Source organism: Nocardiopsis mangrovi (genome assembly GCF_042653925.1).
Taxonomy (GTDB): Bacteria; Actinomycetota; Actinomycetes; order Streptosporangiales; family Streptosporangiaceae; genus Nocardiopsis_B; species Nocardiopsis_B mangrovi.
Map to the genome: position 1 here is coordinate 317114 of NZ_JBHSFQ010000003.1, position 14240 is coordinate 331353.

Annotated in this window: 11 protein-coding genes; 6 read left to right on the top strand and 5 right to left on the bottom strand. The window is 73.0% G+C overall.

Annotated features, from left to right (window positions below; all coding sequences use genetic code 11):
• Positions 1–79 precede the first annotated feature (79 nt).
• The gene (locus tag ACFO4E_RS05305) at positions 80–1366 is read left to right on the top strand and encodes an MFS transporter (RefSeq protein WP_378571875.1); all 1287 of its coding nucleotides are present in this window, start codon (positions 80–82) and stop codon (positions 1364–1366) included.
• Here the strand turns inward: ACFO4E_RS05305 and ACFO4E_RS05310 are convergent.
• On the bottom strand, positions 1269–2687 hold the full coding sequence (locus ACFO4E_RS05310) for an amidase (RefSeq protein WP_378571876.1): 1419 nt from the start codon (positions 2685–2687) through the stop codon (positions 1269–1271). The two genes, ACFO4E_RS05305 and ACFO4E_RS05310, sit on opposite strands and share 98 nt — an antisense overlap.
• Positions 2688–2851: 164 nt before the next feature.
• On the opposite strand from ACFO4E_RS05310, the gene ACFO4E_RS05315 reads away from it, so the two are divergent.
• Both ACFO4E_RS05315 and ilvD read left to right on the top strand, forming a co-directional pair.
• Positions 2852–3655: a nuclease-related domain-containing protein gene (locus ACFO4E_RS05315; RefSeq protein ID WP_378571877.1), complete on the top strand. Its 804-nt coding sequence runs from the start codon at positions 2852–2854 to the stop codon at positions 3653–3655.
• A gap of 146 nt (positions 3656–3801) precedes the next feature.
• The gene (ilvD, locus tag ACFO4E_RS05320) at positions 3802–5673 is read left to right on the top strand and encodes a dihydroxy-acid dehydratase (protein WP_378571878.1); all 1872 of its coding nucleotides are present in this window, start codon (positions 3802–3804) and stop codon (positions 5671–5673) included.
• A 183-nt stretch (positions 5674–5856) separates the two neighbouring features.
• Here the strand turns inward: ilvD and ACFO4E_RS05325 are convergent, their stop codons facing one another.
• Positions 5857–5988: an FmdB family zinc ribbon protein gene (locus ACFO4E_RS05325; RefSeq protein ID WP_378571879.1), complete on the bottom strand. Its 132-nt coding sequence runs from the start codon at positions 5986–5988 to the stop codon at positions 5857–5859.
• A 64-nt stretch (positions 5989–6052) separates the two neighbouring features.
• Positions 6053–6553: an HNH endonuclease gene (locus ACFO4E_RS05330; protein WP_378571880.1), complete on the bottom strand. Its 501-nt coding sequence runs from the start codon at positions 6551–6553 to the stop codon at positions 6053–6055.
• A 313-nt stretch (positions 6554–6866) separates the two neighbouring features.
• Here ACFO4E_RS05330 and ACFO4E_RS05335 point away from each other — a divergent pair, with 313 nt between their 5' ends.
• The 3 genes from ACFO4E_RS05335 (at position 6867) to ACFO4E_RS05345 (ending at position 10744) form a co-directional block, all read left to right on the top strand.
• Positions 6867–8978, top strand: coding sequence for a prolyl oligopeptidase family serine peptidase (locus ACFO4E_RS05335; protein WP_378571881.1), 2112 nt, complete (start codon positions 6867–6869; stop codon positions 8976–8978).
• A 53-nt stretch (positions 8979–9031) separates the two neighbouring features.
• Positions 9032–9499 (top strand): acyl-CoA thioesterase, encoded by a 468-nt coding sequence (locus tag ACFO4E_RS05340; RefSeq protein WP_378571882.1) that lies wholly within the window; start codon positions 9032–9034, stop codon positions 9497–9499.
• A gap of 195 nt (positions 9500–9694) precedes the next feature.
• A complete protein-coding gene (locus ACFO4E_RS05345; RefSeq protein WP_378571883.1) occupies positions 9695–10744 on the top strand; it encodes an RDD family protein in 1050 nt (349 codons plus the stop codon).
• A gap of 18 nt (positions 10745–10762) precedes the next feature.
• On the opposite strand, the gene ACFO4E_RS05350 is transcribed toward ACFO4E_RS05345, so the two are convergent.
• Positions 10763–11278 carry a globin gene (locus ACFO4E_RS05350; RefSeq protein ID WP_378571884.1) on the bottom strand — a complete coding sequence of 172 codons (516 nt, stop codon included), beginning with the start codon at positions 11276–11278 and terminating at the stop codon, positions 10763–10765.
• 103 nt (positions 11279–11381) lie between these two features.
• Positions 11382–14210 (bottom strand): energy-dependent translational throttle protein EttA, encoded by a 2829-nt coding sequence (ettA, locus tag ACFO4E_RS30150; protein ID WP_465263123.1) that lies wholly within the window; start codon positions 14208–14210, stop codon positions 11382–11384.
• Positions 14211–14240 lie beyond the last annotated feature (30 nt).

The following is a 14240-nucleotide window of genomic DNA, read 5'->3' on the forward strand; positions in this document are numbered from 1 at the left end:
CCCTACGCGCCCCCTGTGTCGGAGGATCGCCGTGCCAGCGGTGTCGGCGTACTTCCGGCATTCCGGCATAATCGAGCGGGTGCTCCAGTCCTACCGGCGGCTGTTCGCGGTCCCCCATCTGGGTTCCCTGCTCTTCTGGTCGCTCGTGGCGCGGCTGCACATCGGCGGGATGCCGATCGCCGTCACGTTCCTGGTGGCCGGGTGGACCGGGTCGTACGCGATCGCGGGGCTGGTCTCGGGTGCGCTGACCGTGGGCACGGCTCTGGGCGGGCCGATCCGCGGGCGCATGGCCGACCACCGGCCGGCCGATCGGCTGCTGGCGGTGTCGGCCGTGGTCTACGGCGCCGGGCTGGCCGTCCTGGCGCTGCTCCCCGCCTCGCTGTGGTGGGCGGCGGTGCCGCTGTCCCTGGTCACCGGGGTCTTCCTGCCGCCGGCCTCGCAGATCGCGCGGTCGCTGTGGCCGCGGGTGCTGACCGGGCGCCTGCGCCAGTCGATGTACGCCGCCGAGGCGACCCTCCAGGAGCTGCTGTTCATCATCGGGCCGCTGCTGGCGGCCGCCGTCGTCGGGGTCGCCGGGGGCCGGGCCGGGGTGGCCGTCCTCACCGCCGTGTCCTGCGCGGGCGCCCTGGGGTTCGCCTGGGCGCTGCGCGGGGCGGGGCACACCCTGCCGCCGTCCGCGGCCGCGGACGCGGCCCCGGTGCCGGGCGGGGCGCGCGGGTCGCTGCTCGCCGACCGCGGGATCCTGCTCGTGCTGGCCATGTGCACGCTGCTGGTGGCCGGGCTGGGCGGGGTGGACCTGGTGATGGTGGCGTGGTCGCGCGAGCTGGGCTCGCCCGGCTACGCCGGGGTGCTCATGGCGGTCTATGCGGCCGGGTCGCTGGTGGGCGGCCTGGTGGCGGGCGGGTTGAGCGGGCCGCCGCGGCTGCCGCGCCGCGCGTTCGCCGCGGCCGTGGGGGTGCTCCCGCTGATCGTGCTCCTGCCACCGATCGCCCACGTGCCCTCGCCGTGGCTGGTGGCCCCGGTGCTGTTCGTCGCGGGCCTGGCGATCGCGCCGACGCTCGCGGCGGTGACCGAGCGCCTGGGCGACCTCGCCCCGCCGCACCGACGCGGCGAGGCGTTCGGCTGGCTGACCACGGCCAACACCGCCGGAATCTCGGTGGCCGCGCCGGTGACGGGGTGGCTGATCGACGCCGGCGGCGCGGCCGCCGGAGTGGCGGGGGCGACGGCGTTCGCGCTGGCCGCCGCGTGCCTGAGCGTGGGGGTCGCGGCTACCAGGCCGGCGGGGTCCGGGCCCGCCACGGGCGGGCCGCCTCCAACTGGGCCGACAGGGCCAGCAGGGTCGGCTCTCCCCCCTGGCGCCCCGTGAGCATGACGCCGATGGGCAGCCCGTCGGCGCTCCAGTGCAGCGGCAGGCTCACCGACGGCTGTCCGGTCACGTTGAACATCGACGTGAACGGGGTGAACAGGACCATCCGGCGGAACTCCTCAGCGGGGTCGCGGTCGAAGTGGCCCACGGGCACCGGGGGCAGCGCGAGGGTCGGGGTGAGCACGGCGTCGTAGGGCAGCATCCCCCGCAGCGCGGCGCGCATGGCGGCCTGGAGGGCGGCCGTGGCCGCCATGTAGGCGGGGATGGAGGAGGCCCGGGCGCGCTCGCGCAGCCACCGGTTGATCGGGCGCAGGCGGTGCTCGTCCCCGGGGGGTACCGGGTTGGCCGCGGCCATGGCCGCCCACACCAGTTCGAAGTGCGGCATGAAGGACGGGTCGAAGGGCGGGGCGATCTCCTCGACGTCGTGGCCCAGGGCGGTCAGCAGGTCGGCCGTCGCGCGGTAGGCGGCCTCGGCGTCGGGGTGGACCGGGACGTCGGGCAGGGGCGGCGTGGAGAAGCGCGCGATGCGCAGCCGGCCGGGGTCGCGCCGGGCGTGGTCGAGGAACGTCTCCCCGGCGGGCAGCGGCGGCGCGGTGTAGTAGTCGCCGGGGCCGCTGACGGCGATCACGTCGAGCATGAGGGCGGCGTCGGCCACCGTGCGGGCGAGCGCGCCGGAGGTGGCCAGCCCGATGAAGTCGGGTTTGAACGGGCCGGAGGTGACCCTGCCCCGCGTGGGCTTGAGCCCGAACAGGCCGCAGGCCGAGGCGGGGATGCGGATCGACCCGCCGCCGTCGCTGCCGTGTGCCAGGGGGGCGAGCCCTGCGGCGACCGCCGCCGCGGCCCCGCCGCTGGAACCGCCGGCCGACAGGGAGGTGTCCCAGGGCGTGCGGGCAGGGGCGGCGATGTCGTTCTCGGTATAGCAGGGGGAGCCGAACTCGGGGGTGTTGGTCTTGCCGGGCATGACCGCCCCCGCGGCGCGCAGGGCGGCGACGACGTCGGAGTCGGCGTCGGCGACGCGCGCGGTGTGCAGGGCCGACCCCGAGGTGAAGCGGACGCCGGCGACGGGGTCGAGGTCCTTGATGGGAACGGGGAGTCCCAGCAGGGGCGGGAGGTCGTCCGGCGTGTCGGACAGGACCTGCTTTTCCGCCATTCGGGCCTGTTCTCGAGCCAATTCCGCAGTGACCGTAATAAAGGCGCCGAGCCGGTCCCCCAGCCGGCCGATGCGCTCGAGATAGTGGTCGGTGATCTCGACCGGCGAGAGTTCCCGGCTGCGCACCGCCCGGACCAGGCCGATCGCGGTCAGATCGTGGATCTGCGTCATGATCGCAGGCTAGCGCCCGCGTGGTTCTCTAGAGAAGGGTGCGGGAAAGGTTATCCTTCCCTGGTATCGGCTCCCGACACGCCACATTCGCCCCCCAGCGGGGAAGAAAAGTGTGAGATTCGATTGACTAGGACTCGCATATGGATGGCCCTACTCTGGCCAGCGTGGATTCGGCAACCAGAGTCAACGGCGGCGATGCCCCCAAGAACCAGGGCACCGTCTACCAGTCGCCCTTCGTGACCTCACGCAGCAAGGCCTCCGGCACGTCCAAGGGCGCCGCTCGGGCCACCTACGGCGCCCTGGTGTCCTCCGAGGCCGCCCGGCAATGGGCGATCCGCGGCCTGGCCGCCATCGTGGTCGGCGTCGCGGTCGGCTACCTCACGGCCGACTGGCGCATCGGCGCCACCTTCGGCATCGGCGTGCTCATCGCGTTCACCGTTCACCACTCGCGCCGCCAGTCCGAGGTCCCGCACTGGCGCAGGCCCTCGGCCGCCCAGCGCCGTACCGAGGCCCAGCTCAAGGTCATGAAGCGCCTGGGCTACAAGGTCCTGCACGCCCGCGGCATCGAGGGCGGCAACGGGCAGATCGACCACTTCATCGTCGGCCGGCGCGGCGCCTTCGCCATCGACTCCGAGGCGTGGGACAAGCGGCTCCCGCTGCGCAACAAGCTCGAAAAGCTCTACCACGGCCGGTTCTCCAAGAACGAGCGGATCGACGAAGCGCTCGAAGAGGCGCGCGCCGCCGAGAAGCTGATCAGCCAGCAGCTCGGCCGCGAGATCCACGTCCGCGCCTCACTGGCCATCTACGGCCCGGGGATGCCGTGGGACAGCCACAACCTGCGCGGCGTCGACATCATCACCGGGACCAAGGTCCGCAAGTGGCTGCGCACCGGAAAGTCGCGGCTGAGCGAGCAGGAGATCGAGGAGATCTACGAGGCGGCGCAGAAGGTCCTGCTGCCCCGATACTGAGGCCGCGGCGGGCCCCCTATCCGCCGCGTCTCACTATGCGGACATCCGGTCCCTGGGACCGAGACTGCATACGGTCGCCATCGCGACTACCATCGATGTCGAAGCACATATCGATCACGCCCTCGGCGTCGATGGGAGTACACCCCATGCCCGCGCTCCGATCTCGCACGGTCACCCATGGCAGGAACATGGCCGGCGCGCGCGCCCTCATGCGCGCGTCCGGCGTGGAACGCGAAGACTTCGGCAAGCCGATCGTCGCGGTGGCCAACAGCTTCACCCAGTTCGTCCCCGGCCACGTCCACCTCCGCGAGGTCGCCGACGTCGTCGCCGGGGCCGTCCGCGAGGCCGGCGGGGTACCCCGCGAGTTCAACACCATCGCGGTCGACGACGGCATCGCCATGGGCCACGGCGGGATGCTCTACTCCCTGCCCAGCCGCGAACTCATCGCCGACGCCGTGGAGTACATGGTCAACGCCCACTGCGCCGACGCGCTGGTGTGCGTCTCCAACTGCGACAAGATCACCCCGGGGATGCTGCTCGCCGCCATGCGGCTCAACATCCCCACGGTGTTCGTCTCGGGCGGCCCCATGGAGGCCGGCCGGGTGACCGTGGTCGAGGGGACGGCCACCAAGGTCCGCAAGCTCGACCTGATCAACCCCATGATCGCCGCCGCCGACGAAAGCGTCTCCCAGGAGGAGCTGGACCAGATGGAGGAGGCCGCCTGCCCCACCTGCGGCTCCTGCTCGGGCATGTTCACCGCCAACTCGATGAACTGCCTCACCGAGGCCCTCGGCCTGGCCCCTCCCGGCAACGGCACCGTGCTCGCCACCCACGTCGCCCGCAAGCGGCTCTACGAGGACGCCGGCCGGCTCGTCGTGGACGTCGCCCGGCGGTACTACGAGGAGGACGACGCCTCCGTCCTCCCGCTGTCCATCGCCACCCCGGCGGCCTTCGGCAACGCCATGGCGCTCGACGTCGCCATGGGCGGTTCGACCAACACGATCCTGCACCTGCTGGCCGCGGCCACCGAGGCCGGCGTCAAGTTCGGGCTGCCCGAGATCGACGAGCTGTCGCGGCGGGTGCCGTGCCTGTGCAAGGTCGCCCCCAACACCGACAAGTACCACGTCGAGGACGTCCACCGGGCCGGCGGCATCCCCGCCATCATGGGCGAGCTCGCGCGCGGCGGGCTGGTCGACACCTCGCTGCCCACCGTCCACGGCACCACGGTCGGCGAGTACCTCGCGGCCTGGGACATCGCTGCGCCCACCGTGTCGGCCGAAGCCGTCGACCTGTTCCACGCCGCCCCGGGCGGGCAGCGCACCACCCGCGCCTACTCCCAGGACGTGCGCTGGGAGAGCCTCGACACCGACCGCGAGTCCGGCTGCATCCGCGACATCGCCCACGCCTACACCGCCGACGGCGGGCTGGCGGTCCTGCACGGCAACCTCGCCCCCGACGGCGCCATCGTCAAGACGGCCGGGGTCGAAGAGGAGCTGTGGACCTTCACCGGCCCGGCCAAGGTGTTCGAGAGCCAGGAGGACGCGGTCGATGGCATCCTGAACAAGCGGGTGGTCCCGGGCGACGTCGTGGTCATCCGCTACGAGGGCCCCAAGGGCGGCCCCGGGATGCAGGAGATGCTCTACCCGACCAGCTTCCTCAAGGGCCGCGGCCTGGGCAAGGCGTGCGCGCTGATCACCGACGGCCGGTTCTCCGGGGGCACCTCGGGCCTGTCGATCGGCCACGCCTCACCCGAGGCCGCCGCCGGCGGCGACATCGCCCTGGTCGAGGACGGCGACACCATCGGCATCGACATCCCCGGGCGCTCCATCACCCTCCAGGTGCCGCGCGCGGAGCTCGACGCCCGGCGCGAACGCCTGCTCGCGGAGCTCGGCCGGTTCCGGCCCCGCGACCGCGACCGTCCGGTGACCGCGGCGCTGCGGGCGTACGCGGCCATGGCCACCTCGGCCTCGACCGGGGCCGCACGCGACGTGTCCCAGGTGGAGGAGCGGGGCCACTAGCCCGCGGTCCCGCTCAGCCGCAGCAGCCGCCGCCGCAGCACCGCCGCAGGGCGGCGGGTGCTGCGGCCCGGCCGCCAACGGCGACCGCCGACAACAGCTTGACGGTGTCGTCGTGGCCGGCAGGGCGCGGGCTCGGCCGACTCCGCCATGGGGCGCGACAGCACTCTGGTCACGCTCCCTTCCTCACTCCGCTCCACCGGCCCCGCACGTCGGGCCGTTGGCCAAGGGCAGCGCCGGCCCCACTCGTTCGTCGGCTCGCCGTTCCGAATCGAAGGTCTCGCCGCAGGCGCGGCAGCGGTAGTCGTAGCGAGGCATGGCGACAGCATAGACGCCCGGGAGCGGCTGGGACCGAACCGCTCCCGGACGCGGCGCACGCCGGCTAGGCGGCGGCTCTGGCCATGTACGGGGCCCACTGGGGGTCGCCGTGCTGCTCACCGTTGATCAGCCGCCAGTGCAGGCCCCGGGGTACCGTGGGGGTGACGTTCAGCTCCCATCCCAGTTCGTCGAGCAGGCGGTCGGCCTTGCGGTGGTTGCAGGTCTTGCAGGAGGCCACCACGTTCTCCCACACGTGCGGCCCGTTGCGGCTGCGCGGGATGACGTGGTCGATGGTCTCGGCCTTCTTCCCGCAATAGGCGCAACGATGGGAATCGCGGCGCATGAGCGCCACCCGCGTCAACGGGACCCGCCTGCGATACGGGACCCTGATGTAGCGCCGGAGCCGGATCACCGACGGCACCGACAGCGCCGCGGTGGCCGAATGCAGGACGGCGCCGGCGGCGTCGCCGTGCACGACCTCGGCCTTGTCCCGCAACACCAGCAGGATCGCGCGACGCAGCGGCAGCGTCGTCAGCGGTTCATAGCTGGCGTTGAGCAGCAGCACGTGACGGTGGATTGTACCGTCCTCCGTACTGTGCCCGGAGCTCATGGCGTCTCCGAGGTCGTCGTATCGACCGACCGTGTCTCATCCCCGGCCAGCCGGTCGGCCAGCCAGGAGACCTCCTTGTCGACCGGCCGGGTGACCGGTTCTGTTCGCATTGCCACACGGACCTCCCGTGGGTGGATTTCCCGCCGAGTAACGTCCCGCATTCAGTGTGCCGAGTGAAGCCGCTCCACCGCCACCCCAATTATCGGTGCTCGTCAACGGCATGGATTCCCTCCCGAGGCGTGTCGAACCGGACGGATAGAGTTCTTCCATGCCTGAACGCCGTTATCCCGCCGCAGAGCGTCTGGACCTCGTCGAAACCCTGCACGGCCACGACATCTCCGACCCCTACCGGTGGCTCGAGGACCCGGAGTCCGCCGCCACAAAGGAATGGGGCGCCGCGCAGGACACCCTGTTCGCCGACGCGGCCACCGGGCTCGCGGCCCGCGACTGGTTCGGCGGGCGCCTCACGGAGCTCATGGGCGCCGGGTTCGTCGGCACCCCGGTGTGGCGGGGAGTTCGCCATCTCTTCACCCGCCGGACCGCCGATCAGGAGCACGGCGTCCTCTATCTCAGCGAGCCGGACCGGCCCGAACGCGTCCTGATCGACCCCACGGCGGTCGACCCCACGGGCGCCACCACGCTCGACTCCTGGCGCCCCGACCGCGAAGGACGGCTGCTGGCCTATCAGCTCTCCGAAGGGGGCGATGAGGAGAGCCTCCTGCGCGTCATGGACATCGCCACCGGCGAGGAGGTCGACGGCCCCATCGACCGCTGCCGGTACTCCCCCATCGCCTGGCTCCCGGGCGGCGAGGCGTTCTACTACGTGCGCCGCCTCGCGCCCGGCCGGGTGCCCGCCGGCGAGGAGCAGTACCACCGCCGGGTCTACCTGCACCGGGTGGGCACCTCCACCGACGACGACGTGCTCATCTTCGGCGAGGGCCGCGACAAGACCGAGTACTACGGGGTGGCGGTCAGCCGCGACGGCCGCTGGCTGCTGCTCACCTGCGCCAAGGGCACCTCGTCCCGCAACGACGCCTGGATCGCCGACCTCTCGGCCGGGGACCTCGCCGCCCCGGACTTCCGCACCATCCAGGAGGGGGTCGACGCGGAGGTCTCCCCCTACGTCGGGCGCGACGGCCGCCTCTACCTGTTCACCGACCGCGACGCGCCCCGCGGCCGGCTGTGCGTTGCCGACCCCGCGACCCCCGGCGCCGAGCACTGGCGCACCCTCGTCCCCGCCGACCCCGATGCCGTCCTCAGCGACTTCGCGATCCTCGACGACGGCCTGGCCGAACCGCTGCTGCTCGCCTCCTGGCGGCGGCACGCCATCAGCGAGGTCTCCGTGCACGCCCTGGCCGGCGGCGAACGCCGCGGCCGGGTGGACCTGCCGGGTCTGGGCTCCATCAGCGGCCTCGTCGAACGGCCCGAGGGCGGCCACGAGGTGTGGTTCGGCTACACCGACAACACCTCGCCGACCACGGTCCACCGCTACGACGCCCGAACGGGCGAGCTGTCGGTATGGGCCTCGGCACCGGGGCGGCTGGACCTCCCCGAGGTCCGCACCGAGCAGGTCACCTACACCTCGCACGACGGCACCCCGGTGCGGATGCTGGTGATCTCCCCGCCCGACGCGGACGGCCCGCGCCCGGCCGTCCTGTACGGCTACGGCGGCTTCTCGATCTCGCTCACCCCGGGATACTCCGCCACCATCCTCGCCTGGGTGCGCGCGGGCGGCGTGTACGCCGTCGCCAACCTCCGGGGCGGCCTGGAGGAGGGCGAGGAATGGCACCGCGGCGGCGTGCTCGAGCACAAGCAGAACGTGTTCGACGACTGCGCCGCGGCGGCCGAGCACCTCATCGCCTCCGGGCGGACCACCGCCGACCGGCTGGCCGTCATGGGCGGCAGCAACGGCGGCCTGCTGGTGGGGGCGGCGATCACCCAGCGGCCCGATCTGTTCGCGGCCGCCGTGTGCTCGGCACCGCTGCTCGACATGGTCCGCTACGAGCGGTTCGGCCTGGGCCAGCTGTGGAACGTGGAGTACGGCAGCGCCGACGACCCCGAGGCGCTGGGCCGGCTGCACGGCTACTCCCCCTACCACAACGTCTCCGCCGGCGTGCGCTATCCGGCCACTCTGTTCACCGTCTTCGACAACGACACCCGGGTCGACCCGCTGCACGCCCGCAAGATGTGCGCGGCCCTCCAGCACGCGACCTCGGCGTCCCCGGCCGACCGGCCGATTCTGCTGCGGCGCGAGGCCGAAGTCGGGCACAGTTCAAGATCGGTGAGCCGTAGTGTGCGGTTGAACGCCGACCAGCTCGCCTTCCTGGCCCGGTACACCGGCCTGGCCGTCCCGGACGGCGCGGCGGGCGCGGCGACCTGAGCACGGGCCACCGGCGATCGTCCGGTCGGCGCAGAAGAGAGGATGGGCGAGCAGTGACAGAGGTCGCGACCGAGGCACGCACCGAGGAGGGCCTGGGCGGAGGGCGGCGGCGCCACGTGCATCTCGCACACGTCAGGTTCGCCGACCTCGACCCGCTGAACCACGTCAACAACGTGCGCATGCTCACCTACCTGGAGGACGCGCGCATCGCCTTCCTGAAATGGGACGCCCCCGAGGACGGCGGCCACAGCATCGGCGGCCTGGTGGTCGCCCGGCACGAGGTCGACTACCTCCAGCCGCTGGTGCTGCGCCGCGAACCGGTGCGGGTCGAGACGTGGGTGACCGAGGTCCGCAACGCCAGTTTCCGGCTCGCCTACGAGATCGCGGACGACTCCCGCGTCTATGTCCGGGCCTCGTCGGTGCTCGTCGGCTACGACCTCCCCACCCAGGGGGTCCGCCGGCTCGACGGCGCCGAGCGCGCCTACCTGCTCGGCTACCTGGACCCGGAGGCCGCCGGCTGAACCGGCCGCGCCCGGAGCGGGGGCGCCGCGCGGTGCGCGGCGCCCCCGCTCCTCGCGCACGGAAGGGGGCGGTATCGGTCCACCGCCCGCCCGGCCGTGCGCGATCGGTTCGTCACCGTGTGTCGCCGCGTGCCGCTGCCGCCCCGCGGCCATGATGGAGGCGAACCGCCACTCCATCTCTGAGGTGCACCGACGATGAACCACCCGCCTCCAGGAGAACCGGCCGGGGACCCCGGCCCGGCCGCGCCGCGCGAGCCGGACCCGGAGCCGCCGCACCACGGCCCCCAGGAGCCGCCCGGCCCGCACGCGCCGCCGGAGGAGGGCCCCTCCGGCCCGGAGGAACCGCCCGGCCCGCAGGAACCGCAGGCTCCCTCCGGCGACCCTTATGCGGCGCCGCAGGGGCCGCCCGGCGGCCCCCACCAGCCCGCCGCCCCCCATGGCGAACCGGCCGATCCCCGCGCTCCGGCCTACCGGCCGCGGCACGCACCGCCCCGGGAGGACGGGGAGGACGACCCGCCGGGCGCGGCGGGGCCGCCTCCCCCGGCGGGCGGGTCGGCGTCGCCCCTCGGGGCCCGGGCACCGGATGCCCCGGGAACCGGGTACCCGGCGCCCTACGGCGGGTCGGACCCGGGCGCCCAGGAGCCCTACCGGCCCTACCTGCCCTTCGCCCCGCCCGGATCGACCGCAGCCGAACTGGGGCTGCGCCCCGCCGAATGGGGGCGGCGCCTGGTCGCGCGCATCATCGACGGCCTGGTGGTGATCATCCCGAGCTTCATCGTGCTCTTCGCCGTGCTGATCGTCTGGGTGGTGGCCACCGGCCCCGGCCGGCCGCTGCCCGCGGGGCCGTTCTCCGCGGGCGCCGGCGAGAACCTGCTGCTCGACGCGGTCGGCGCACTCCTGGTCTGCGCCCTGCTCGTCGCCTACGAGACCTGGATGCTGGCCCGGTGGGGCGCCACCCTCGGCAAGATGGCCATGGGCCTGCGGATCGTCCCGCGGCACCACCCGAACGGATACGGCGCGCACGGCGCACCGGGCGGGCCTGCGGACACGGGCCTGGCGGGTTCGACCTCGCTGGTGCGGGCCCTCGTCTGGTGGGGGCCGGCCGGCCTGAACTGGCTGCCCGTCCTCGGCGCGCTGATCGCGCTGTTCCCACTGCTCAACGGACTGTGGCCGCTGTGGGACCGGCCGGACCAGCAGTCCCTCAACGACAAAGCGGCGCGCACCATCGTGATCCGCGAACGGTGAGCGCCGCCCCGGCCTCGTTCACTTCAGCGAGATCCGGATGGGGCCGCCGCCGTCGTCGTCGTCCGACGGTGTCTCGCCGGACTCCCGGCGCCGGGTGACCGTGATGGACGTGGGGTCGGCGACCGCGGTCGGCTCGGTGTCCTCGGCGACGTTGACCATGCTGTGGGCGGCGTAGACCATGTACTCCCACAACTGGCGGTCGAGCGCGGCCGGCAGGGCGAGGTCGTCGATCGCGGCGCGCATGTGGGCCAGCCAGTGGTCGCGCTCGCGGGCCCCCACCCGGAAGGGCATGTGGCGCATGCGCAGTCGCGGGTGGCCGCGGAGTTCGTTGTAGGTGCGCGGGCCGCCCCAGTACTGGATGAAGAAGAGCCGCAGCCTGTCCTCGGCTGGGCCGAGATCCTCCTCGGGGTAAAGGGGGCGCAGCACGGGGTCGGCCGCGACGCCCTCGTAGAAGCGGCGCACGAGACGGACGAACGTCTCTTCGCCGCCGACGGCGTCGTAGAAGGTCACGGAGTCTTCGCGCGGATCACTCATCGCCCGCCAGCTTACGCGGTGGGCGGCCACGGCCGGAAACGCCGGTTTCGGACCGGTCCGGTGCGCGCCGGCGCGCACCGGACCGGGATTCCGCGCCGGCTGATCAGTCGCGGGTGAGCTTGCGGTGGGTCACCGCGTGCGGGCGCGTGGCGTCGGCGCCCAGCCGCTCGATCTTGTTCTTCTCGTAGGACTCGAAGTTGCCCTCGAACCAGAACCAGTTGGCCCCGCCCTCCCACGCCAGGATGTGCGTGGCCACGCGGTCGAGGAACCAGCGGTCGTGGCTGGTGATCACGGCGCAGCCGGGGAAGTCCAGCAGCGCGTTCTCCAGGGAGCCCAGGGTGTCGACGTCGAGGTCGTTGGTGGGCTCGTCGAGCAGCAGCAGGTTGCCGCCCTGCTTGAGGGTGAGCGCGAGGTTGACCCGGTTGCGCTCGCCGCCGGAGAGGACACCGGCCGGCTTCTGCTGGTCGGAGCCCTTGAACCCGAAGGCGGCGACGTAGGCGCGGCTGGGGATCTCGACGTGGCCGACCTGGATGAAGGTCTCTCCGTCGGAGATGGCCTCCCAGACGTTCTTCTTGTCGTCGATGCGGCCCCGGTACTGGTCGACGTAGGAGATCTTGACGGTATCGCCGACGGTGATCGCGCCGGAGTCCGGCTGCTCCTCGCCGACGATCATCTTGAACAGGGTGGTCTTGCCGACGCCGTTGGGGCCGATCACGCCGACGATGCCGTTGGGCGGCAGCTGGAAGTTCAGGTCCTCGATCAGCAGGCGGTCGCCGAAGCCCTTGGTGAGGCCCTTGACGTTGACCACGGTGCTGCCCAGGCGCGGGCCCGGCGGGATCTGGATCTCTTCGAAGTCCAGCTTGCGCGTTTTATCGGCCTCGGCCGCCATCTCCTCGTAGCGCTGGAGACGCGCGCGGCTCTTGGTCTGGCGGGCCTTGGCGTTGGAGCGGACCCACTCCAGCTCCTCGGCGAGCCGCCGCTGGCGCTTGATGTCCTTCTGGCCTTCGACCTTCAGCCGCGAGGCCTTGGTGTCGAGGTAGGTGGTGTAGTTGCCCTCGTAGGGGTAGAGCTTGCCGCGGTCCAGTTCGAGGATCCAGGTGGCGACGTTGTCGAGGAAGTACCGGTCGTGCGTGATGGCGACGATGGTCCCGGGGTACTTCTCCAGGTGCTGCTCCAGCCACTGCACGCTCTCGGCGTCGAGGTGGTTGGTGGGCTCGTCGAGCAGGAGCAGGTCGGGCTGTTCCAAGAGGAGCTTGCACAGCGCCACGCGGCGCTTCTCACCGCCGGAGAGCACCGAGACGTCGGCCGACGGGTGCGGGCAGCGCAGGGCGTCCATGGCCTGCGCGAGCTGGCTGTCGAGGTCCCAGGCGTTGCGGTGGTCGAGCTGTTCCTGGAGCTTGCCCATCTCCTCCAACAGCTCGTCGGAGTAGTCGGTGGCCATCTTCTCGGCGATCTCGTTGAAGCGGTCGAGCATCGCCTTGGTCTCGGCCACGCCGTCCTCGACGTTCTGGAGGACGGTCTTGTCGGGGTCGAGCTGGGGCTCCTGGGAGAGCAGGCCGACGGTGAACTCCGGCATGAGCCGGGCCTCGCCGTTCGAGGGCTGCTCGATACCGGCCATGAGCTTCAGCAGCGTGGACTTCCCCGCGCCGTTCGGCCCCACGACACCGAGTTTGGCCCCGAACAGGAACTGGCCCGAGACGTCGTCGAGCACGACCTTGTCGCCGTGCGCCTTGCGCACGTTTCGCAGGCTGTAGATATAGTCCGGCATGCCTTCAAGCCTAGGGCTTCGGCATCGGTGCCCCGGCCACTCCGCGCCATCGGTTCCACCCGCCTCGGCCAGCGGAGATCGCTCTTCGAGCCATTCCGGGGTGAACCCCTCCCAGGCGACCCCGCCGCGCAGCGCCCGCCGGATCAGGCCGGCCATGGAGTAGCCCGGGGCGACCTCGCCCACACGGTCGAGCGCGACCTCGGCGAGGGCGGTGTCGCCGCCCATCCACGCGGCCGCCGCCAGCAGCGCGCCCGGCGCCGCGGCGTAGGAGGGGCCGACGTGCCGCAGCACCTGCCGCCACAGCGCCACGTGCTCGCGGGCGGTCGCGACCTCGATCCGCGCCCACGCTTCGTCGCGGACGCGGACGCATTCGAGCAGGACCCCGATCCACGCGATCCGGGCGGGGTCGCGGGGCGGGCACCCGCGGACGGCGTCGGCCGCCGCCGCGCGGATCACGCGGGCTCCTTCGGCGCGGAACTCCGGGCCGAAGGCGTCGCGGCCGTCGGGTGCGCGCAGCAGCCGGGCCCGCGCCTCCGCGGCGGGCGTGGCGCGCTCGACGGCGGCGCGCAGGGCGGGGTCGCCGTCGCCGAGGAAGGAGCGGATCCGGTCGCGGCCGGGCCAGGCGGTGAGGCCGTTGGCCACCGCGGCGGCCGAGACGGGCGACGACCCGGGGCGGTAGGCGACGCCCTCGGGCGGGCAGCAGCCCGGCGACCGGCACAGGTAGGACCAATAGCGCCCGCCGGTGACGCGCAGCGCCTCGCGCACGGGCACGCCGTGGTCCGCGCCGGCGGCCCCCAGCGCGTCGACGCAGGGGGTGACCGCGCGGGCCGGGCCGTATCCGGCCGCGAGCATGGCGGTGCAGCCGTCGCGGCGCAGTGTGGCCGCCACCTGGCGCGCGGTGGCCGCGATCCCGGCGGGCGGCCGGCCCCCGGCGAGGTCGCAGCGGAAGACGATGTGCACACGGCCTTCGGGACCGCGCAGGCCGAGGACGACCAGCAGGTCGGCGGGGTGGTAGCCGAGGAGGTAGGGGGTGGCGGCGATGATGTCGGCGGGCGCCGCGAGGGTCAGCCGGCCGGGGATCTCCGCGGGCGGGCCGGCGGGCAGCGGGGAGCCGAACGAGGGGCGGGGACCACTGGACGGGGAGGGGGAATCGTCGTTGGCCATGGACTCACAGTGCGTGACCGGACGAGTACG